General features: G+C 70.3%; 19 protein-coding genes. 11 read left to right on the top strand and 8 right to left on the bottom strand.

The window, feature by feature from the left end; all coding sequences use genetic code 11:
* The first annotated feature begins 115 nt into the window (after nt 1–115).
* The 4 genes from BS329_RS01090 (at nt 116) to BS329_RS01075 (ending at nt 5,250) form a co-directional block, all read left to right on the top strand.
* Entirely contained in the window at nt 116–1,003 is an 888-nt protein-coding gene (locus BS329_RS01090) for an RNA polymerase sigma-70 factor (RefSeq protein WP_076154858.1), read from the top strand.
* A 235-nt stretch (nt 1,004–1,238) separates the two neighbouring features.
* Nucleotides 1,239–2,084 carry a PspA/IM30 family protein gene (locus tag BS329_RS01085; protein WP_076154857.1) on the top strand — a complete coding sequence of 282 codons (846 nt, stop codon included), beginning with the start codon at nt 1,239–1,241 and terminating at the stop codon, nt 2,082–2,084.
* Nucleotides 2,085–2,156: 72 nt separating this feature from the next.
* Nucleotides 2,157–3,155, top strand: coding sequence for a phage shock envelope stress response protein PspM (pspM, locus tag BS329_RS01080; RefSeq protein ID WP_076154856.1), 999 nt, complete (start codon nt 2,157–2,159; stop codon nt 3,153–3,155).
* Nucleotides 3,156–3,615: 460 nt separating this feature from the next.
* Nucleotides 3,616–5,250, top strand: a complete 1,635-nt coding sequence (locus tag BS329_RS01075) for an amidase family protein (RefSeq protein WP_076154855.1) — start codon at nt 3,616–3,618, stop codon at nt 5,248–5,250.
* On the opposite strand, the gene BS329_RS01070 is transcribed toward BS329_RS01075, so the two are convergent.
* From BS329_RS01070 to BS329_RS01050, 5 genes are all read right to left on the bottom strand, one after another.
* A complete protein-coding gene (locus BS329_RS01070; RefSeq protein WP_076154854.1) occupies nt 5,210–6,259 on the bottom strand; it encodes a quinone-dependent dihydroorotate dehydrogenase in 1,050 nt (349 codons plus the stop codon). The genes BS329_RS01075 and BS329_RS01070 overlap by 41 nt on opposite strands.
* A 148-nt stretch (nt 6,260–6,407) precedes the next feature.
* Nucleotides 6,408–6,971, bottom strand: coding sequence for a GNAT family N-acetyltransferase (locus BS329_RS01065; protein ID WP_076154853.1), 564 nt, complete (start codon nt 6,969–6,971; stop codon nt 6,408–6,410).
* A 378-nt stretch (nt 6,972–7,349) separates the two neighbouring features.
* Nucleotides 7,350–8,399 (bottom strand): adenosine deaminase, encoded by a 1,050-nt coding sequence (gene add / locus BS329_RS01060; RefSeq protein WP_076154852.1) that lies wholly within the window; start codon nt 8,397–8,399, stop codon nt 7,350–7,352.
* Nucleotides 8,400–8,524: 125 nt separating this feature from the next.
* Nucleotides 8,525–9,328, bottom strand: a complete 804-nt coding sequence (locus tag BS329_RS01055; RefSeq protein ID WP_076154851.1) for a DNA-formamidopyrimidine glycosylase family protein — start codon at nt 9,326–9,328, stop codon at nt 8,525–8,527.
* A 5-nt stretch (nt 9,329–9,333) separates the two neighbouring features.
* Nucleotides 9,334–10,209 carry a ParA family protein gene (locus tag BS329_RS01050; RefSeq protein WP_076154850.1) on the bottom strand — a complete coding sequence of 292 codons (876 nt, stop codon included), beginning with the start codon at nt 10,207–10,209 and terminating at the stop codon, nt 9,334–9,336.
* Between the two features lie 109 nt (nt 10,210–10,318).
* Between BS329_RS01050 and BS329_RS01045 the strand changes: the two genes are divergently transcribed.
* From BS329_RS01045 to BS329_RS01035, 3 genes are all read left to right on the top strand, one after another.
* Nucleotides 10,319–11,053: a methyltransferase domain-containing protein gene (locus tag BS329_RS01045; protein ID WP_076154849.1), complete on the top strand. Its 735-nt coding sequence runs from the start codon at nt 10,319–10,321 to the stop codon at nt 11,051–11,053.
* Nucleotides 11,054–11,182: 129 nt separating this feature from the next.
* Nucleotides 11,183–12,400 carry a DNA polymerase IV gene (gene dinB, locus BS329_RS01040; RefSeq protein WP_076154848.1) on the top strand — a complete coding sequence of 406 codons (1,218 nt, stop codon included), beginning with the start codon at nt 11,183–11,185 and terminating at the stop codon, nt 12,398–12,400.
* 197 nt (nt 12,401–12,597) lie between these two features.
* Complete coding sequence (locus tag BS329_RS01035; protein WP_076154847.1) at nt 12,598–13,014, top strand: DUF3040 domain-containing protein; 417 nt, start codon at nt 12,598–12,600, stop codon at nt 13,012–13,014.
* A gap of 441 nt (nt 13,015–13,455) precedes the next feature.
* On the opposite strand, the gene BS329_RS01030 is transcribed toward BS329_RS01035, so the two are convergent.
* The 3 genes from BS329_RS01030 to BS329_RS01020 are packed head-to-tail and all read right to left on the bottom strand — an operon-like array spanning nt 13,456 to nt 18,363.
* Entirely contained in the window at nt 13,456–15,981 is a 2,526-nt protein-coding gene (locus BS329_RS01030; protein ID WP_076154846.1) for a transglutaminase TgpA family protein, read from the bottom strand.
* Nucleotides 15,978–17,252, bottom strand: coding sequence for a DUF58 domain-containing protein (locus tag BS329_RS01025; RefSeq protein ID WP_076154845.1), 1,275 nt, complete (start codon nt 17,250–17,252; stop codon nt 15,978–15,980). The genes BS329_RS01030 and BS329_RS01025 overlap by 4 nt, the downstream gene beginning before the upstream one ends.
* Nucleotides 17,253–17,274: 22 nt before the next feature.
* Nucleotides 17,275–18,363 (bottom strand): AAA family ATPase, encoded by a 1,089-nt coding sequence (locus BS329_RS01020; protein WP_076154844.1) that lies wholly within the window; start codon nt 18,361–18,363, stop codon nt 17,275–17,277.
* A gap of 285 nt (nt 18,364–18,648) precedes the next feature.
* Between BS329_RS01020 and BS329_RS01015 the strand changes: the two genes are divergently transcribed.
* The 4 genes from BS329_RS01015 to BS329_RS01000 are packed head-to-tail and all read left to right on the top strand — an operon-like array spanning nt 18,649 to nt 20,879.
* The gene (locus tag BS329_RS01015) at nt 18,649–19,002 is read left to right on the top strand and encodes a hypothetical protein (RefSeq protein WP_076154843.1); all 354 of its coding nucleotides are present in this window, start codon (nt 18,649–18,651) and stop codon (nt 19,000–19,002) included.
* Between the two features lie 4 nt (nt 19,003–19,006).
* Entirely contained in the window at nt 19,007–19,543 is a 537-nt protein-coding gene (locus BS329_RS01010; RefSeq protein WP_076155109.1) for a DUF3558 domain-containing protein, read from the top strand.
* 11 nt (nt 19,544–19,554) lie between these two features.
* Nucleotides 19,555–20,133: a PPE domain-containing protein gene (locus BS329_RS01005; protein ID WP_076154842.1), complete on the top strand. Its 579-nt coding sequence runs from the start codon at nt 19,555–19,557 to the stop codon at nt 20,131–20,133.
* A complete protein-coding gene (locus BS329_RS01000) occupies nt 20,130–20,879 on the top strand; it encodes an ESX secretion-associated protein EspG (RefSeq protein WP_076154841.1) in 750 nt (249 codons plus the stop codon). The genes BS329_RS01005 and BS329_RS01000 overlap by 4 nt, the downstream gene beginning before the upstream one ends.
* The last annotated feature ends 410 nt before the right edge of the window (nt 20,880–21,289 follow it).

Below are 21,289 nucleotides of genomic sequence, written 5' to 3'. Positions count from 1 at the left end.
CCCGTGCTTTCTGACAGCACGGTCACGTGACGTGAAACACGCCCGAGAGGTGTCAGAAACCGGCGTCCTCCGGTGTCTTGTGCGCGACCACCGTCGAGGGAGACAGGAGCCACCCATGCCCGCCCCGGACCCCGCCACCGAGGCGTTCGTCGCCCACCGGAACCTGCTGTTCACCGTCGCCTACGAGATGCTCGGCTCGGCCGCCGACGCGGAGGACGTCCTCCAGGAAACCTGGCTGCGCTGGTCGGGTGTCGATCTCGGCACCGTGGAGAACCCGCGGGCCTACTTGGTCCGCGTCACCACCCGGCAGGCGCTCGGCAGGCTGCGCACCCTCGGCCGCCGCAAGGAGTCCTATGTCGGTCCTTGGCTGCCCGAACCGCTGCTGACCACGCCCGACGTAGCCGAGGACGTCGAGCTGGCCGACAGCGTTTCGATGGCGATGCTGCTGGTGCTGGAGACCCTCGCGCCGACCGAACGCGCGGTGTTCGTGCTGCGCGAAGTGTTCGACGTGGCCTACGACGAGATCGCCGAAGCCGTCGGCAAGACCCCGGCCGCGGTCCACCAGATCGCCCACCGGGCCAGGGCGCACGTCGCCGCCCGGCGGCCGCGCGGTGCGGCGTCCCCGGCCGAGGCCCGGGACGTGCTCGACGCGTTCCACCGGGCGGTCCGGACGGGAGACCTGCAAGGACTGCTCGACGTCCTCGCACCGGACGTCGTCTTCCTCGGCGACGGCGGCGGAGTGGTGCAGGCCGTGCTGGAACCCGTGGTCGGGGCAGTCCGCGTCGCATCGCTGCTTGCCACGAGCCGCCCGGCCACGGACGGGGCGGCCATCATGCGGACGGCGCAGGTCAACGGCCATCCGGCGCTGATCCTCCGGCTCGGCGGCGAGGTCGACACCGTCGTCGCGGTGCGTGTCGACGACGGCCTGATCACCGGCCTCTACGCCGTGCGCAACCCCGAGAAGCTGTCGCGGATCGAGCGGGCGATCACCCTCCGCCGCTGATTCCGGGCCGCCTGCCCGGGCCGTCTTCACCCAGGGTCACCGGCCGGTGAAGCCCAAAGGTCGTGAACATCACAGTCAGGGGGATCCCTGAATTCCGTCGGGGTCGCCTGGAACGCGGGACGCCGACCTGACACGATGGAACTCAACGCCGGGGTCGGGACGTTGCAACATCACAAGAGGGGACGCCCCACCTCGAGGTAACAGCCCGTGGGATGCGAGAAGGCAGGCGGAGGAGATGGCCAACCCGTTCGTGAAGTTCTGGAAGTACATGATGGCGGCGTTCTCGTCGAAGATCGACGAGCACGCCGACCCTAAGGTACAGATCCAGCAGGCCATCGAGGAGGCGCAGCGCAATCACCAGTCGCTGACCCAGCAGGCCGCCTCGGTGATCGGTAACCAGCGTCAGCTGGAGATGAAGCTGAACCGCCAGCTCGGCGACGTCGAGAAGCTCCAGGCCTCGACCCGCCAGGCGCTGGTGCTCGCCGACGAGGCGCGTGCCAAGGGCGATGAGCAGAAGGCGACCGAGTTCGAGAACGCGGCGGAGAGTTTCGCCGCGCAGCTCGTCACCGCCGAGCAGAGCATCGAGGACCTGAAGACCCTGCACGACCAGTCGCTCCAGGCTGCTGCGCAGGCGAAGAAGGCCGTCGAGCGCAACGCGACCATGTTGCAGCAGAAGCTGGCCGAGCGCACCAAGCTGCTCTCGCAGCTGGAGCAGGCGAAGATGCAGGAGCAGGTCTCCGCTTCGCTGAACCAGATGAGCGAGTTGGCCGCGCCGGGCAACACCCCGTCACTGGAAGACGTTCGCGACAAGATCGAGAAGCGCTACACCACCGCGCTCGGCTCGGCCGAACTCGCACAGAACTCCGTCCAGGGCCGGATGATGGAGGTCCAGGCCTCGACGACGCAGCTCGCCGGACACTCGCGTCTGGAGCAGATCCGCGCCTCCATGAAGGGCGACTCCGTCGCGCAGGTCACCGACGGCAAGACCGCCGCTGCCGCGCCGAAGGCGTCGAGCGGTGCGGACATCCAGCGTGAGATCCAGGCACGGGTTCAGGCCGAACAGGGCAAGAACCCCGCCTGACACACCACCTAGAGCCGGTCCCGCATCCCGCGGGGTGCGGGACCGGTCTCACCGATCAGAGGGGCGAGGGCAATGGGTCAGGGCAGGCGCAAGGACTTCGGGGAGTTCACCGCCAAGCTTGAGAAACACATCGAAAAGCTGCCCGACTACGCCCAGCGCGCGCAGGAGAAACTCCAGCGCTACATCCCGCCCTCCGAGCAGGGTTCCCGGCCGCCGGCATCCACCCCGTCCACCCCGTCCACGCCGTCCCGGCCGCGGCCGGTCATGCCGAAGCTGCCCCCGATGCCGAAGATGTCGCAGCAGCTGACGTCCATGGCCGCGGGGCAGATCCCCGTCGTCGCCGAGGCGAAGGCCAAATGGGCCCGCTGGAACGAGCCCGCCGCCAAACTGGAGAGACAGAAACGCCGCACTTCCCGTGCGATGACGTTCTGGATCCTCCTCACCATCCTCTGTGGACTGCTCGCCGTCGTCGCGGGCACCGGCCTGCTGAGGGCGGGACAGGCCGACGTCCTCCAGGCCATCGCGGGTGGCGCGTTCACCATCGTGTTCGGCACCTTCGGTGTCCGGTCGGGACTGCGGTTGCGGACGCTCAAGCGCACCGTGCTGCCCGCCGCACCCGTCACTCCGCCGCCGCTGCCCCCGGCGCGGTCCGTCGCGCGGGAGCCGATGGAGCGCCTTGTGGAGAGCGAGGCTTCGCTGACGGAGCTGCTTCGCCAGCTTTCGCAGCCGACGTCGCTCGGCACCATGCCGGTGTCGGAAATCGCCGTGGCCGATGCGCGGACCACCGCCGCCGAGGCGGCACAGGCCCTGCGTGGTCTCGCGGGCCGGATCCAGGCCATCGAACGCGGCCGTGACGCCGCCCCCGAGCGCGAACGGGGCGCTCTCGACGCCGCCGTCAAGCAACTGCGCGTGCAGCTCGACGACGGCCTCGACGGCTACGGCGGTCTCGTCGCCGCGGCCGGGCACACCGTCGCCGCGAGTTCGGACGGCATGACGTCGTCCAAGGAATCGCTCTCCGACGCGACCGACAAGCTCGCCGGACTGGCCATGGCGCTGCGCGAGCTTTCCTGAGGTGCGAGTCCGGCCACGCCGCTGATCCGGCTACCTTCCCTTCCGGGTGCCGCGAAAGCCACTCTCGCGATGTCTGACGTCCCCAAAGTGGCTTTCGCGACACGGCCGCTGGGTATACGGACCGCCTAACCCGAGTCGCCACTCACGATCCCGGAGACGACGCAGTCTCGGTGAGAGAGTGGACCTGAGCAGGCGCTTTCCTGGACAATCGTCCCATTCGTCGTCGCTAATACTCCATTGCGTAACGACTTGCTCACTGTGTGGTACCGAAACGCTCGCGTGACCCGAAACCGCTGGTGACGGCCACCCCCGGTGCCTAACGTTTCTCTCATGCACGCAGTGCTCCTCCCAGCTCGGGCCTGAACCCAGCCCGCGTGAGCGGGCGTTCCAGGGTGGCGGACCGGACACAGTGGATCTCGCGCAGTGGTCTTTCTCGTCCCCACCGAGGAAAGGACGCCCAGTGACGACGCTCCCCCCGGAACCAGAGCCGATCCCCACCCCGCCGCCCAGCTCTTCTCAGCGCGTCATCGCGGCCTACGACCGGATCACCGAGGTCGACCGCCCCGACGTCTGGATCATGCTCCGCCCACTGGAAGACGCCCTCGTGGACGCGAAGGCGGTCGATGAACGCGTGCGCGCCGGGACGGACCTCCCGCTCGCCGGGACCCTGGTGGCGGTCGCCGACGTCATGGACGTCGCCGGTCTTCCTTCGGCGGGGGAGGACGTCTGCTGCGCCGGCGCCCCCGCGGTATCCCGGCTGACCGCCGCCGGAGCGGTGGTGGTCGGCAAGACCAACTGCGACCGGTTCGGCAGCGACCTCGAGCACACCCACAGCCCGTACGGTGCCGTGAGCGCCGCCCTGAACACCGCCAGGGTCTCCGGGAGCGCGAGCAGCGGCGGGGCCGTCGCCGTCGCGCTCGGCCTGGTCGATCTGGCGGTCGGCACGGACACGGCGGGGGCGGGCCGGGTGCCCGCCTCGCTCAACGGGATCGTCGGCCTCAAGCCGACATTGGGCCTCGTGCCCAAGACCGGTGCCGCGCCCTGCGGCGGGATCGCGCTGTTCGCGCGCAGCCTCACCCTGGGCCAGCGCGCGCTCGGACTGATGACCGGCCCTGACGGGAACGACCCGTTCGCGCGGGACTGGCCGCCCGACGTCCGGCTCTCCGCGGGGGATCGGCCGCGGGTGGCGATCCCGGGCGCCGAAACCCTCACCGCGCTCTCCTTGCGGTCCAGGTCCGCTTTCCTCGGCGCGGTTTCGGCGCTGCGGGCGTCCGGGGCCGTCGTGGAGACGGTGGAGGTTTCGGCGCTCCTGGCGGTCGGCGAGCTGATCCACGACGACGGCTTCACCGCCGATCGGCAGCGGGTCGCCGAGGCCGGGATGCTCGCGCTCCGGACACTGTCCGAGTACGACGCCCTGGTCCTCCCGACCGTCGCGGACCATCCCGAGGTCGCCGAGGCGCTGTCCGATCCGGACGGCGTCGCGAACCGGCTGGAGCGGTTCACGGCGTTCGTCAACCTGCTCGACCTCGCCGCGGTCACGGTGCCGTCGTCCCCGTCGGATCTCGGGCCGTACGGGGTGTCGGTGGTGGTGCGGCCGTTCGACGACCAGATCGCCATCGACCTCGCCGCCGTGCTCACCGACGAACAGGCTGATTTCCCTTATCCCGCACCGGGCGCGGATCTCGTGGTGTTCGGCGCGCATCTGCGCGGCCAGCCGCTGAACGGACGGCTGGTCGCCGCGGGCGCGCGGTTCACCGGCCCGGTCCGGACCGGCGAGGGCTACCGGATGCTGTTGCTGCCTGCCGATCCACCCCAGCCGGGTGTGGTGCCGGTGAGTGCCGCGGGCGAACACACGATGCTGTCCGGGGAACGGTGGCGCCTGTCGCCCGCCGCCCTCGGCGCGTTCGCCGCCACGCTGCCCGAACCGTTCGTGCTCGGCCGGATCCGGCTGGACGACGGGGAAACCCCGCTGGCCGTCCTCTGCGACCAGTCGGCCACGGCGACGGCCACCGAGTTGACGCGGTACCGGTGCTGGCGTGCCTACCTCAGGTTCGTCAGTACGGCCGGGCCGCGAGACCTCGGGCGACCCGCTTGACCAGGCCGGGACCGTGCAGGGCGAAACCGGAGTAGAGCTGGACGAGACCGGCGCCGGCGTCGAGCATCCGGGCGGCGGCGCCGTCGTCGAAGATCCCGCCGACACCGATGATCGGCAGCTTGCCGCCGGTCTCGTCGTGCACGAACCGCACCACCTCGGCCGAGCGGGCGGTGAGCGGACGGCCGGAGAGCCCGCCAGCCTGCCCGCCGATGGCGGCTTCGGTGGGTGCGATCCCTTCGCGGGACAGCGTCGTGTTGGTCGCGATCAGCCCGGCGACACCGTGTTCGAGGCAGACCTCCAGCAGTTCCGCGAGGGCTTCGTCGGTGAGGTCGGGGGCGACCTTCACCAGCACCGGCGTCGGCACGGCGTCGCCCGCGAGTTCGATGGAGGTCTTGCGGAGCTCGCCGAGCAGTTCGGCCAGCGCGGACTTGTCCTGCAACGCCCGCAATCCCGGCGTGTTCGGCGAACTGACGTTGATCGCGAAGTAGTCGGCGTACGGGTACAGCGCCCGCAGTGAAAACCGGTAGTCCTCGACGGCCTCGTCGAGCGGGGTCACCTTGGACTTGCCGATGCTGACACCGAGCGGCACGCCCGGTTTCCCGCCCGCGGCGAGCCGGGCGGCGAGTGCTTCGGCGCCTTCGTTGTTGAAGCCCATCCGGTTGATCACCGCGTCGGTCTCGGCGAGGGTGAACAGCCGCGGCTTGTCGTTGCCCGGCTGCGGATGCCGGGTCACCGTGCCGACCTCGACGAAGCCGAAACCGAGCGCCGGCCAGGCATGCAGTGCCCGGCCGTTCTTGTCCATCCCGGCGGCGAGGCCGACCCGGTTCGGGAAGCGGAGCCCGAGAAAGGTGACCGGATCGTCCGTCCGGTAGACGCGGCCGAGCGCGCCGAGCGCGGGGGAGACCCGGCTCAGCCTGGCGAGCGTGCCGATGGTGCGTTCGTGCACGGTTTCGGGGTCGCTGCCGGAAACCCGGTAGAGAGCGGGGCGGACGATCTTGTCGAAGAGCACGCGCCCATCATGCCTGGTGGCCGCCGTGTGGCTCGACCGTGCTCGCCTAACGCCGGTAGCGACGCTCGCCCGTGCCGAGACGGACATCACCCGTGATTGAACGGACATCACCCGTGATCAGAGGGAGAACACGTCGATCTTCCTTGGGTCACGCGTGGCGCGCCTTCCATTCGCCCTCCAGCATCGCGAAGACGAGTTCGTCGGTCCAGTCGCCCTTGACGACCTCGTTCTCGCGCAAGTGCGCTTCCTTGCGCATTCCGAGGCGTTCCATCAGCGTGGCCGACGCGGTGTTGCGGCCGTCACAGCGGCCGATGATCCGGTGCAGGCCGAGGTCTTCGAAGCCGAGCCGGAGCAGTTCGACGGCGGCTTCGGCGGCGAACCCCTTGCCGTGGTGATCGGGATGGAACACGAAACCGATCTCGCCCTGGCGGTGCTCACTGCTGATGTACTCGAGGTTCAGGTCGCCGATCAGCTGCCCGGTCTCGGTCAGCTCGACGGCCACGGCCAGGAACTGGCCTTCCTGGGACAGGGTGCTGCTGTGCACTCGTTTCGCGAGCGCGGCGGCGGATTCGGCGCGGCTGCGCGGGCCCCAGTAGAGGTAGCGGGCGACGTCGGCGCGGGACTGGAAGGAGTTGAGTTCGTCGAGATCGTCCTGGCGGAAAGCGCGGAGGGTGAGTCGCGGCGTGGTGATCGGGAAATCGGGCCTCAACATGGCGTCAGGCTATCCAGTCTTCGGAGTTCCGGGGCGGGCCGGCGGCGGACGGTTCTCCAGGGCGGTCGGCGGTCCCCCGAAGCCGCGCAAAAGGGCGATAACCCCGGAAATAGGGGAACCCCGAGGTGGCTCCCGGACGCCGGAATCGGCGGCCGGGCCCGAGCCGGACCGGTGCTCGGGAACCTCGGGGGCCCGGTGACTGCCTGGTATTCGCTATCAGGCACCACGCGAAGCAGAGACGACGAGCCGAAGGTGGCTCCAACTTGCGTTGTATCGCTGCTCAAAAGTCCTACGCGTGCCGTCCGCTAGCGGACAGTCACCTCACGAGTCCTGTTGGAATACAACTTTGGACCACCTCCTCTCTCGTGTACCGCCACGCTATGCGAGGACTTCAGGGTCCTGCAACAAGATTTCTTCGATCTCCGTCAGCAGGACGGTTTTGGCCGCCGGAGCGAGGAACGACGCGTTCACGGCGTTCCGTGCGAACCGGGCGATTTCGGTCGTGGTCAGACCCAGTGTTTCGGCGACGGCCAGGTACTCGCCGTCGAGCGTGGCACCGAACATCGGCGGGTCGTCGGTGTTGAGCGTGACCAGCACACCGTGGTCGAGCAGCCGCCGCACAGGATGCGCTTCGATCGACGGAAACTGTCCTGTTCGGACATTCGACGTCGGGCAAACCTCCAGCGGAATCCCTTGGGTGGCAAGGTGTTCCAGGAGTGCCGGATCGGTGTACGCGCCGACGCCGTGGCCGATCCGCTCGGCGCCGAGGTCGTGCACCGCCGACCAGACGGTGGCCGGACCGGTCGTCTCGCCCGCGTGCGGGACGCTGTGCAGCCCCGCCTCCCGTGCCGTGGTGAAGAACGGCGCGAACTGCGCGCGGCCGACGCCGACCTCGGGTCCGCCGAGCCCGAAGGACACCAGGCCTTCGGGGCGTTCGCGGAGCGCGAACACGACCGTCTCGCGCCCGGCGACGACCCCCTTCTCGCCGGGAATGTCGAAGCACCAGGCCAGTTCCACTCCGTGCTCCGCCCGTGCCGCGGCTCGCCCGGTGGCGAGACCGCTGAGGAGATCGTCCGGGGACATCCCGTCGAGGACGTGGTTGTACGGGGTCACGGTCACTTCGGCGTACCGGGCGTTCTGCGCGGCCAGATCGGCCGCCAGCCCGGTGACGAGGGTGTGGACGTCGCGGGCGTCGCGCACCAGCGACGTCACCGCCAGGTAGGTGCGGAGGAAATGCGGGAAATCGCGGAAGGTGAAGAAGCCGGCGAGTGCTTCGGCCTCGGTCGGCACCCCCGCCGAGGGGCGCCGCCTGGCCAGTTCCAGCACCGTGGGCAGGCTCGCCGAACCGACGAGGTGGACGTGGAGTTCGACCTTGGGCAGGGCGTGCACGAACGCGCGCAGCGCCTCGCCCGTGAGGAATCCGGGCATGACAAAGCTCCCTGGAAAGAGGTGGAGGGTGACGTGCGAAGGGAGCGGGCGGCTCAGGGAGCGAGGTCGCCGCGTTCGGTGTCCGTCCCGTAGAGCGGGAGCTTGAACAGCGTCACATGGCCAGCTTAGCGGCCCGGGGCGGGTCCGGTCTGGCATCGGGGGCAGTACCAGGTCGGCCTCGCCTGATACCCCGCGCCCTGCGGGGCGACCCGGAGCCGTCCGCCGCAGCGGAAACAGCCCTGTTTCGTCCGTTCGTAGGCCCAGTGCTCGCGGCCGCGGCGCAGATCCCCGGTGGTGGTCTGCGAGGTGCGCCAGGCGTTGGCCTTCAACAGTTTGCGGCCGAGCGCGACGGCCTTCGCCGGGTCGACCGCGGACACCGGCGTCCACGGCGTGACGCCGAGCAGGAAGCACATCTCGACCTTGTACATGTTCCCGATCCCGGCCATGATCCGCTGGTCCAGCAGGGCGTCGCCCAGTTCGCGATCCGGGTCCGCGGCCAGCGCGGCCGCCGCCCGTTCCGCGAGCTCGTCCGTCCACTGTGGATCGAGCAGGTCCGGGCCGAGATGCCCGACCAGGCGGTGCTCTTCGTCCGTGGGCACGAGTTCGAGATCGTGCACCCGGAAGCCGACCGCCTGCACACCTTCGGCCGCCAGGATGACGCGCGCGTGGTGGGCCGGACGGCTCCAGCGCCCGCCCGCCGGATAGACCGCCCACTTGCCGTCCATCCGGAGGTGACTGTGCAGGGTGAGGTCGCCCGAGAAGCGCGTCAGCAGATGTTTGCCGACCGTGCCGACGCCGAGCACGTCCCGCCCGGCGAGATCCGCCATGGCCAGCCGCGGCACCCTGAACTCGCCGCGCACGAGCGTCTTCCCGGCCAGCGCCTTGTCGAGGACCTTGCCGGTGAGGAAGACAGTGTCGCCTTCGGGCATCGGCGCTAACCCGTGCCGGTGTCGCTCAGCTTGGCGGGAGCTTCGGTCGTCTCGGGCTCTGGAACGTCTTCGTCACCGCGGACGCGATGCCGTCCGGCCCGGCTCGAACGGAGGACCTTCGCCAGCACCATGTTGAAGGTGAGCGCGATCTCCTGCGCGCCGGGGGAGTGCCATTCGTGGATCGGGCTGCACGCGCCCTGCGCCTGCTGCACCGCGAGCCTGTCCGGGATCGCCGTCGGCATCACCAGCGGGCCGAAGTTCTCCCGCAGTTCGGCGACGCGGAACTGGTGCTCGTAGGAGCGCACACGGAGCTTGTTGACCACGACGCCGATCGGGCGCAGCCCCGGGTTCTGCTCCTCGCGGATCTTCTCGATCGCCTCGAGCGCGCGGCGGGCGCCGGAGACGGCGTACATCGTCGGCTCGGTGACGATCAGGGCGCTGTCCGCGGCCACCAGCGCCGAACGGGTCAGCCTGCCCAGCGACGGGGGGCAGTCGAGGATCACCAGTTCGTAGGGTTCTTCGCGCAGCGGGTTGGTGTGCAGTTCGTCGAGCGCGCGGGAGAGGTTCTCCAGGCGGCGGTTGTCGGCGTCGGGCTCGTTGAGCATCTCCAGCTCTTCGGCGCCGACGAGGACGTCGATCTGGTCGCTCCACACACTGGGCGCGATCGCGCGTTCGAGTACCGACCGCACCGGCGTCTCCAGGACGTCGGCCAGCGTGCGCTCGGTGAGAGGCGGGTCCAGCGAGGTGGTGGCGTTGCCTTGCGGGTCGAGGTCGGCCACGAGGGTCCGGGCGCCCCTGCGCAGGGCGGCGGACGCGACACCGAGGGCGACCGTCGTTTTACCGACGCCACCCTTCAGGCTGAGAACAGCGACCGTGTGCACTCGATACAGCCTACGGGCAGTCGGCGGGGTGGCTCCTTGGCAAGGTGTCGAACACCGCATCGGACTACACCCGCAGGGCGCTCGAGGGCGGGCATTACCCTGTGCGTTTATGAAGACGGACACCGTGGCCACGCGGGGCTCGGGGGCGGTCCGCCGGGTTCTCGAAGCAGAACTCCGGGCCGCCCGGGCGCGAGGCGCACAACAGCCGGACGTCGTCGACGTCGGCGGCGGGAGCGGCGGCTGGGCGGTGCCGCTGGCATCCGCGGGCTGCCTGGTGACCGTCGTCGAGCCGAACCCCAACGCGCTGGCGACCCTCCGCCGCCGCGCCGAGGAGGAGGGCGTCTCCGGCAGCATCACGGTGATCGCCGACGACTCCGACGCGCTCGGCGCCCACGTCGCGGCCGGATCGGCCGACCTCGTGCTCGCGCACGGCCTGCTCGAAGTCGTCGACGACCCGGCTGCGGTGCTCGCCGCGCTGGCCGCCGCGGTCAAACCCGGCGGCGCGGTCTCGGTGCTGGTGGCGAACCGCCACGCCGCGATCCTGCAGCGCGCGCTGGCCGGACGGCTCGGCGAGGCACGGGAGCTGCTCGCGGCCCAGAGCGGCGTGCTGGGCGGCGGCCGGGAGACCGTGCTGCGGCGCTTCGACGCCGAGGCCCTCCAGGCGCAGCTGACCGCGGTGGGGCTCGAAGTGGTCTCGTTGCAGGGTGACGGGGTCGTGGCGGACTTCGTGCCCGGCGGGGTGCGGGAAGAGGACCTGGCGGAGTTCGAGCTGGCGGCCGCGTCGGTCTCGCCGCTGCGGGACATCTCCAGCAGGCTGCACATCCTGGCGCGCCGTCCGGCCTGATCGCCGGCCGCCCCGCCGGGTTGCGATAAAAGTCCCGTTCGTCACACTTCCGCCTTCGGGGTGCGCGGAATTGTCGGTGGTCCGGGCTAGCGTCTGCTCGTGGGGAGAAACGCTGAATTGCCCGGTGCGATGGCCCGCTACCGGGTGGCCACCGGGGCCACCACCTGGCCGGACGACACCGGCTGCGGTCTGCTGCACGTCGACATGGACGCCTTCTTCGTGTCCTGCGAGCTGCGCACGCGTCCGGAACTGGAAGGCAAACCGGTGGTCGTCTCCGGTGGCGGTCCCCGGTCGGTCGTGGCGGCGGCGAGCTACGCGGCGCGGGAGTTCGGTGTCCGGTCGGCCATGCCGTTCTCGACCGCCAAGCGGCTTTGCCCGCACCTGATCTGCATCACCCCGACGCCCGGCCTCTACGGCGAGGTGTCGAAGGGCGTCATGGGGATCTTCCGCGAGCTGACGCCACTGGTGGAGCCGCTGAGCCTGGACGAGGCTTTTTTGGACGTCAGCGGGGCCCTCAAGCGGCTGGACTCCTCGCCCGCGCGGCTCGGCGCCTGGATCCGGGAACGGGTCGCCGCCGACTTCGGGATCAGCTGCTCGGTCGGCGTCGCGAAGGTCAAGTTCGTCGCGAAGCTGGCGTCCGGGATGGCGAAACCGGACGGCATGGTCGTCGTCCCGGCGGCCGAGACGCTCGCGTTCCTGCGTCCACTGCCGGTGTCGGCGCTGTGGGGTGTCGGCAAACGCACCGAGGAGCACCTGCGGCAGCAGGGCCTCGACACGATCGCCGACGTCGCCGCCGCGCCGCTGCCCCGGCTGAGGCGCTCGCTCGGGCGGGCGCTGGGGGAGCATCTGTGGGCGCTCGCGAACGGGCACGATGAGCGCGAGGTGGTCCCTGAAACCCCGGACAAGTCGATCGGCGCCGAAGTGACCTTCGACGTCGACCTCCACGACCGCTCGGCGCTCGGGCTGGAACTGCTCCGGCTGTCCGAACGCGTCGCCGCCACCCTGCGCCGACGAGGGCTGCGCGGGCGGACGGTGTCGATCAAGGTCCGGTTCGCGGATTTCAAGACCATCACCCGCGCCAGGACGGCCGCCGTCCCGGTGGACGTGGCCCGCGACCTCCATCGCACCGCCGTCGAACTCCTCACCGAGCACGCGCCGACGGGCGCAGTCCGCCTGATCGGCGTAAGAGTCGAGGGTTTGGACACGGAGAGTGACGGAGAACAGCTACTTTTCGCTTCACCCGAACCTCGCTGGCGGGACGCGGAAGTCGCCGCCGACGTCGCGAGGTCGAAGTTCGGCGCCGCCGCGGTGCGGCCCGCTTCCCTGCTGACCCCCCGTGACCAGTGACATTGCCTGTTCGGCCGTCTTCGAGAGAGCCGAGTCGGGTGGTTTCGGCCAATTCGATCCCTTCTGGATACGGGATCGGGTAGTCGGACGAGCGCGGGGCTCGTATCCTGGACAGAGACACCCCGCCTGGGGTTGTCTGTTGGGTCCATGACGTTGCGCGGCCCGGCGCCCGCGACAGCTGTGCCGGAGGAGGAAAGATGCCACTCTCCGAGCATGAGCAGCGGCTGCTCGACCAGATCGAGCGCGAGCTCTATGCCGAGGACCCCAAGTTCGCATCCACGGTGCGAGGCACCCGGTTGCGCCGCCCCGCCCGCCGACGGCGTTTGCAGGGCATCGCCCTGTTCGTAGTGGGCGTCGCACTTTTGGTGCTCGGCGTGGTGGTCAACATCCGGGTCGTCGACATCCCGGTGATCAGCGTGCTCGGGTTCCTCGTGATGTTCTTCGGAGTCATGATGGCCGTCACGTCGATTCGGCATGGCGCCGAAGCGGAAGGCGGCAAGGACAGCGGTGGCCAAGGGGCAGGCGGAGGTGGCGGCGGCAAGTCGTCCCCGCGCCGGAGTTCCTTCACCCAGCGCATGGAAGAGCGCTTCCGCCAGCGCTTCGAGGAGCAGTAGCTCACACACACGCGAACGTGCCGGCAGGGCGATGCCCTGTCGGCACGTTCGCGTTGTCATACGCGTTTAGCCGACTACTTGCGGCGTGGGCCGACCGGCGCCACTGCCGTCCCGGCAGCATCCATGACCACGGTGAGTTCGCGTGAAGGTCTTTTCGCCCGGCTGAGCCTGTATCAGTGGACCACCCGGCGGCTGCGTTGGTCGCCACCCCTCGGAGTCGGCCGAGTTCACGATGTGATCTCTGGTGACGTTGGGCTGCTGTGACGTTGGCGTCCCGTCCTGAAGTACGTAAAGGACCCCTTCCTGTACCTAGGCGCAGTGAAGGGGTCCTTCATGTACCTGGATCACCCCGCCGCATCGAGGCCGCGGCCGTGGGTGGCGTGGCCGCCTACCGACCTGTCGGCAGCCCGCGCGGGGAGCCCGCAAGCACGGACCCAAGCCTTACTTTCCTCGGCGAAGTGACCGCGGGAACAGGCGGCCTTTCCACGACATGGGCGCGTTCCGCTTCAGGCTCTTGCGGACTTCGTCGAAAGCCGGGCCCAGCGCCTGGGCGTCCGGCGGCTCGTCCGAGTACCAGGACCTCTCGACGACGCCGATGACCGTCCGCAGGCCGGAGCGGCCTTCTTCGTCCAGGCGGTGCTTCTCGACGACCTTCCGGCCCGCCACGCGCACCGTGTCGCCTTCGGAGAGCGGCAGGCCGCGGTCCGCGCACTCGTCCATCAGTTCACGCCACGCCGCGTCGGCCGCGGCGGGGGAGTGGGACGTGATCTTCTGCAACCGCAGCCGTCGTTTGATCTCCCGGATCGCCGTCGGCGTGCCGAGGCCGCCGAGGACGACCACCACGGCCAGCGCGAACCACCAGGACACCCATGCCGCGAGGAACGCGAACGCTCCCACCCACAGTCCGATCGCGATCAGCGGGAGCCAGTTCGTCACGTTCGGGTTGTTCAGGAACCCGCCCTCCTCACGGAGGGGAACAGGCGCGTCCGGAGCGCGGGGCGCGGGCGACGAGCGCAGGAGCGCCCGGTATCTCAAGCGGGTGCGCACGACCACGATCACGCTCACCGCGGCCGCCAGCCCGCCGAGAAGACCGGCGAGGATGGCGGGCCACAGCGGCTCCTCCTCCTGCTGGTTCCCGGTGCCGTCCGCGCCGGGGTTCGTGTCCGGGTCACGGGGCGTGCCGGTCGCGGGAGCGCTCGACGCCGCCGCGGTCGGCACCTCCTGGGTGTCGTTGGGCTTGGAGGCGCTGGTGTCGGGCTGCAGGTACGGCGGGACGACCGCGCGGCCGTCGAGCAGCGGGGTCGGGTCGAAGCTGACCCAGCCCTTCGTCTGGAAGTAGACCTCGACCCACGCGTGCGCGTCCTCGGAGCTGATCGAGACGTAGTCGCCCTTCGGGGTACCGGAGGCGAAGCCGATGGCGACCCGGGACGGGATGCCGACCGCGCGCAGCATCACGGCCATCGCGGACGCGAACTGTTCACAGAACCCGCGTTTGCCGTTGAGGATGAAGTCGGCGAGCGCGTCGGAGTCGGTGGCGTCGGCGGTCTTGGTGTCGTAGACGAAACCGTTCTGCGCGGTGAAGAACGACCAGAGCGCCTGTGCCTTGTCGAAGTTGTTGGACTCGTTCTCCGTCAGCTGCTTGGCCTTCGCGACCACGCGGGGGTCGACCTGGTCGACCTGGGTGAACTGAGGTGGGACTTCGGCGAGGCGAGCGTCGTCGAGGCGGAGTTCTTCCTTCGACGGTTCTCTGATCGACGCGGTCTCCGTGTACGCGGGCGCGTTCTGCTTGGTGGTGGTGAACACGGCACCGCCGACCGGGTCGTACAGCCAGTTGTCGGCCAGGCCGGCGAACGTCCGCGGCACGCCGTAGAACGGCAGCCAGTTGTCGACCCAGTTCGTCGGTTCGATCCGGATCTCGCGTCCGGGGCCGGTGCGGTCGTCGCCCTTCACGGCCGGGAGCGGCTGGTTGGCCTGCACACCCTGCTGGGCGCGGCCGTTCTGTGCCAGTCCCCAGCCCTTGTTCGGCGTGTAGGTGTCGAGGGTGAACGCGCGCAGCAGCCGCTTGTCCGCGCCCATCCCGTAGATCTTGAACAGTTCCACGTTCTCGCCCTGGTCGAGCAGACCGCGCAGCTGCGTGAACGGTTCGACGCCGAAACCGCCCGCGCCGCCCCGGCCCGACCCTGTTCCGCCGGGGAGACTGCCGACCGTGCCGACGCCGGTGGCGGCCGTGCCGATGACCAGGCCCAGCGCGATCGCGGCGCTCACCACGCCGACGGGGGCGGACAGCGTGCTCGCCGAGTTGCCCAGTCCGGGCGCCTCCCGGTTGCGCCAGCGGCGATGCCGGTGGTTGCCGTCGACGGCGAGCAGCGCGGCGAACGCGGCCGCGCCGAGCAGGAACGTCCACCACGGCAGCATGTCCTCGGCCAGCGCGGCGGGCACGGCGTACACGCACAGCAGCACGAGACCGGTCGCGGCGGGCGCGGCGGCGGCCACGGCCAGGGTGTCGACCAGCACCGCGACCAGGCCGATCGCGATGGTCACCAGGCAGAGGATCGGCGGCGTGCCCTCGATGGGCGGCAGCCCGACACGGATCTGCTCGGCCGACGCGGCGAGCACGCCGCGCAGTTCCTCGAGCGCGTCCGGGCCAGGGATGATCTTCAGGATCCCGCTGGTGGTGAACGCCCCGGTGATCAGGAACAGCAGCACCAGCAGCTGAGCGAGGCCGACGACGATGGTCGGCGCGCGCAGCGAGCGCAGGGCGAGCCCGGTGGAGGCGATCAGCACGACGGCGACCAGCAGGTAGCCGAACCACGCCCAGCCGGAGACGACGCCGGTCAGCGAGGTCGAAGCGAACAGCGTGGCGAGCCCGGCGGCGACCGGCGCGAGCACACTGCTCGTCCAGACCGGTGCCGGTGCCTCGGGGCGCGGTTTGGGGGTGTGCGGGCGGGGTGGCGCCGTCGCGGTCACAGGCCGCCTCCGATCAGCGTGCCCCGGCGGGTGGCCGTCTGGCACAGTTCGGCCCAGACCTGCTGCATGGGCGATCCGGGGCCCGCGACGACGACGCCCCAGCCCGCGGCGCGCAGCAGCGCCACCGATTCCTCGGTGGCGGCGGCCCGGGTTTCGGGCCGGTTGACGCCCGAGGACCAGCCGGGGGTGTCGAGCAGCACGGCGAGGCTCCGGATCCCGCGCGGGCGGTACCGGGACAGCTCGTGCACGGATTCGTTGCTGACGGTGCCGAGCACGGCGATGAGTTCCTGTCCTTCGGCCGGATCGTGGCCGAGGGTGATGTCGCGCTGGTGCGCGGGCTGGAGCGCGGCGAGGACGTCGAGCACGACGTTGTCGTAGTGCTCGCCGCCTTCACCGGGGGTGTCGGCCAGGGTCTGGCCGTGTTCGGTGATCAGCCGGACGCGGTGACCGGAACGGCGCAGGTGAAGCCCCACCGAAGCGGCGAACGAGACGGCCCATTCGAGGCTCGCGGCGGGACCGGTGCCGTGGTGCGCGGCCGCGCGGTGGTCCAGCAGCACCGTGGTGCCGCCACGCCACGGCCGCTCCTCGACGCGGACCATGATCTCGTCGCGGCGGGCGGTCGAGCGCCAGTGGACCTTCCGGAGGTCGTCACCCTGGCGGTATTGCCGGACGATCACGTCCGCCTCGCCCTGCCCGGCGTGCAGGCGGATGCTGCCGTCGTCACCGGCGCCGATCCCGGCGCCGCTGGGCAGGCCCCACAGGCCGACCACCTTCGGCACGACGACCAGCCGTGAATGCCCGATCAGCTCGCGTTCGAACTCGCACAGGCCGAACGGGTCGGTGATCGTCGCCCGCAGTGGGCCGACCTGCTGGATCCCGCGCAGCACCGGCTGCAAGGGGTACCGCAGCGCGACCCGCCGGTCGTGGGGCAGCCGCTCGACGACGAAGCGCGGCCGCGAACCCAGCGCGTACGGCACGCCGTCTTCGAGCAGCACCTCGCCGGCGGGAAGCCTGCCGTCGCGCCAGAGTTCGAGCTGGACCTCACCGGGCGAACCGACCGAGACCCGCTCCGGGCGCAGCGCGCGGGCCGCGCCCAGCCGCAGCCGGGTCGCCGAGATGAAGAAGGCGACCAGCAAGGGCAGGGCGACGACGAACACCGCGACCCGCAGCAGATCCCGTTCGTTGAGCACGAACGAGCACACCGCCGCGGCGACGCCGGCGGCGAGGAGACAGCGGCCACGTGTGGTCAGGCCGGACAGCGCACGCAGCATGGCTGTTCTCTTATCTTCTCTCTCAGCGGTGGTTCGTACCCGCGGAGCCCTGCGGAACGGGAACGCGGTTCAGGATCGCGCGGACCACGTCGGTGGCCGAACGACGGGCGGCGTGCGCCTCGGTGGTGAGCACCATGCGGTGCGCCAGCACCGGGACCGCGACCGAATGCAGGTCGTCCGGGACAACGAACTCGCGGCCCGAAAGCGCGGCCTGGGCACGGGCGGAGCGGACCAGTTGCAGTGTCGCGCGCGGCGAGGCGCCGAGGCGGATCTCCGGCACCTGCCGGGTCGCGGACACCAGCTCGACGGCGTACCGGCGGACCTCCGGCGACATGTGCACCGACCGGACCGTCTCGATCAGCCGCTGCACCGACTCGCGGTCGGAGACGGGTTCGAGATCGGCCAGCGGGTTGTGCCCGGCGTGCTCGTCGACCATGGCCAGTTCGGCCTGCTGGTCGGGGTAGCCGATGGACACCCGCGCGGTGAACCGGTCCCGCTGGGCCTCGGGCAGCGCGTAGGTGCCCTCCATCTCGATCGGGTTCTGGGTGGCGATCACCATGAACGGCTCTTCGAGGTGGTACGTCGAGGTGTCGACGGTGACCTGGTGCTCTTCCATGCATTCGAGCAGCGCGGACTGCGTCTTCGGCGAGGCGCGGTTGATTTCGTCGCCGACCACGATGTTCGCGAACACCGGGCCGGGCCGGAACTCGAACCCGCCGGTCTGCCGGTTGTAGATGGACACCCCGGTGACGTCGCTGGGCAGCAGGTCGGGGGTGAACTGGATCCGGCTCACGGTGCAGTCGATCGAGCGGGCCAGCGCCTTCGCCAGCGAGGTCTTGCCGACCCCGGGGACGTCCTCGACGAGGAGGTGGCCTTCGGCGAGCAGGGTGACGAGCGCGATACGGATGACGTCGGGTTTGCCGACCAGCACCCGCTCCACGTTGGCGGCGATCCGCCGCGCCGTCTCGTGCAGTTCGTCGAGGGACGCTCTGCTCGCACGGCCGTTCTGACGGCCGCTGACCGAGCCGGCGGCCGTGGGGTACGGCGCTTGCCCGGTTGCCTGCTCACCCTGCTGTTCGCCGGGCGTCGCAGACTGGATTCTCGACGTCACTCGACCTCCTGATGCCACGTGGCTGGATGTCCGCTAGGTCCGCTGAAGGCCAGCTTTTCTTCACTCGGGTGGTCCCCCGAGCAGCGGTCAGCCTCCCACGAAGTGTGTCAAACTCGGGCGAACTCGTGGGGGGAACCCCGCCAACCCCAGTCGATGACTCTGTGCAACCAGAGACCTTACCTCGATCGTGTGAGGTGAGCGCGTTTTCGGGTGCTCCCGCTGACGCGGGGTTTTGTCGTATGCTCCGGTGCGAGGTCGCTCGACTACGGAGAGGCGTAATCGCATATGAGCGAGGTGAGAACCGCCCAACCCCGGTTCGATCTGAGTGGGTTCGCGGTCGCCCCGGAGCTGGCCGCTGACGCCCACGTGAAGATCTCCGCCCTGCAGGACGTGGTCGGCCAGATGGTCCGCGAGGCCAAGGTGCTCGGCCGCACGGTTCCCCTCGGCGGGGGATACGCGGACGAGGTCGGCCGGTTCATGGCGCAGTACGGGATCGGCGCCGAAGGGTCCGCGGTCGAGGCTCTCACCGCGTTCGGCAAGGAACTCGAGGCGCTCAAGAACCGGATGGAGAAGGCGTTGGCCAAGTACACCCGTCAGGACGAACAAGCGGCGGCGGACGTGGATTGTGTCGGCGGCTGAACCCATGAGGTCCCGCCTTTTCGCACTCGGCGTCCTTGTCGTCCTCGCGGTGTCCGCCTGCGGGCAAGGGGTCGCGGGTCAGGCGCGGATCCCGGCCGCCGACGACGGTGTCGCCCCGCTTCCCGCGTCCTCGGCGCCCGCGTCGAGCGGCGAGGTGGATCCGTGCGCGCTCCTGTCACCGCAGGACCGGTCGAGCGCCGGGCTGAACGTGCTCGGCGTCCCGAAGGAGATCAACGGTGCCCGCGCGTGCGACTGGACGGTGCCCGCGACCTTCGGCGTGACCGTCACCGTGGACGAGAAGAACGGGCTGACCGACCTCGAGATCGCGCGCAAGACCGCCACCAAGATCAAGGTCGGCGATCGGCAGGCGCTCGAGGTCGCCGACAAGAAGGCCGCCGACGGGACCTGCGCGGTCCTGCTCGGCATGGGGGAGAAGGCGAGCGTCCAGATCGACGTGAGCAACACGAACTTCACCGACACCACGCTCGCCTGCGAGCGCGCGGTGACGGTGGCGGGATTGGCCGAACCCAAACTGCCCTAGGAGAAGTTGCCGTGCCTGAAGGAGAGACGCCGGGGCGTGAGGTCCCGGTCGCGGCCACGCGGTACGAGGCCTACAGTCATGAGGCGCTGGCCGCCGAGGTCGAAGCGGGCAATGACCCCGAAGTGGCGGGCGGCATCGGTGCCGCCTGGGACGCGCTCGCGCGGCGCATGCACGACGCGACGTCCGAGCTGGCCGGACTCGTCGGCAGCAGTGAAGAGAACTGGCGCGGGGAAGCGGGTGACGCGCTCCGCGGCGTACTGGCCACGGCGTCGGGCTGGCTGACCCGGTCCGCGGACCTCTCGTCGGCGCTCGGGCAGGCTGTCTCCGGCCAGGCCGAGGCGGCCGCGCGGGCCCGTGCGGACATGCCGCCGCCGGTGGACTTCGATCCGGGCGCGATGATCCGCGGTGCCGCCGCGGGCGGGAACCTGCTGGCTCTCGCGGCGCTCGCCGATGAGATGGAGGCCCGCCGCGCCGAGGCCGAAGAGGCCAGGCGCAAGGCCGTCGACGTGATGAACACCCGCGACGCTTCACTGCATTCGCTGACTCCGCAGGTCTCCTTCGGGAAGCCGCCCCAGCTGGGGCGGTCTTGATCCGCGTTTCCGCGTCGGCGTTCGACGTCCTCTGGTCCGATCTCGGCCACGCGGCCCCGCCGTGGCCGCTGTCCGTCCGCAGCGTCGGCGGCACCGAAGCGGAACGTGCCGAGATCCGCGGCGCGGTCTACGAGAACCTCGCCGAACGAGGCCTCCATGACGGCGACAGGCTCGATGCCGCCCTGGAAGCGCGGCTCGACCTGCTCGCGCGCGCCGAGGTCTACGTCGAATGCGAGGCGCTGGCCGACATGACCGCCGAAGCGCCGTTCCGCGCCGTCGCGGCCGCGCGCGGGCGGCACGGCGTGCTGGCCACTCAGCCCGAGCAAACCATCGCGCTTTCCGGGATCGGCGACGGCGAGGTGTTCGCCGCGATCGTCGACGTCCTGCCGGCGCTGCGTCCCGGACCCGGCTACGGGATCAGCCTGCCCGCCGCGCGGTTCGACGGCGACCTCGAAGATCCCGTGTTCGGCGAAGGCCGGTCGTCCGCTTCGGACAGTCAGTTGCGTGAAGTGCTCGCGATCCAGGCGCGGCCGGTCTACAGTGCAGGCCAGTTCACCGTGCGGACCCGCGACCGGGACGGCCGGGCCCAGCGGGCCGGTGGGCTGACCTGGTTCGACACCGACGTGGGCGCGTATTGCGCGGCGCGGACCGAGGGCCGTGGCGGGCAGGCGTGGGTGAACGTGTCCCCGGTGGACGGTCCCCGGCTGGCCGCGCGGCTGGCCGGGTTTCTCGATCCGGACCGTTGAGCGGTTGATTCCGTGAAGGATCACGCGCGGCTCAGTGAGACGCCGTGACTGTCCATAGAGGACACCTTCGAGCCTGGTCGTCCGATTAGATGCCGGACGTCCGTATTGCCGAGGGTCGTGAAAGCGGAGCCGAAGGACTGGTGCGGCATCAGCCGTCGCACCATCCCTGGGGTGACCGGACGCCGCCGCAAGAGCGGACGCGGAGTCGCGAGTCCGGTTGGGACGGCCGGATACCTGGGATGAACCGATGACGTCAGGTCTCGTGAAGGACTCCTGCCCAGTACATGAAGGGGGCCTTCATGTACTTCAGGCGACCCGCCCACGCTCCACTGTGTCCTCGGCTGTCCCCACCGTCCCCCACCGCTCCACACCGGATTCCCCACTTTCACCCCCACTTCGCCCCACCGCAG

The sequence above is a fragment of the Amycolatopsis coloradensis genome (assembly GCF_001953865.1).
Lineage (GTDB): Bacteria > Actinomycetota > Actinomycetes > Mycobacteriales > Pseudonocardiaceae > Amycolatopsis > Amycolatopsis coloradensis.
This window is presented reverse-complemented; position numbering and strand designations above follow the sequence as displayed.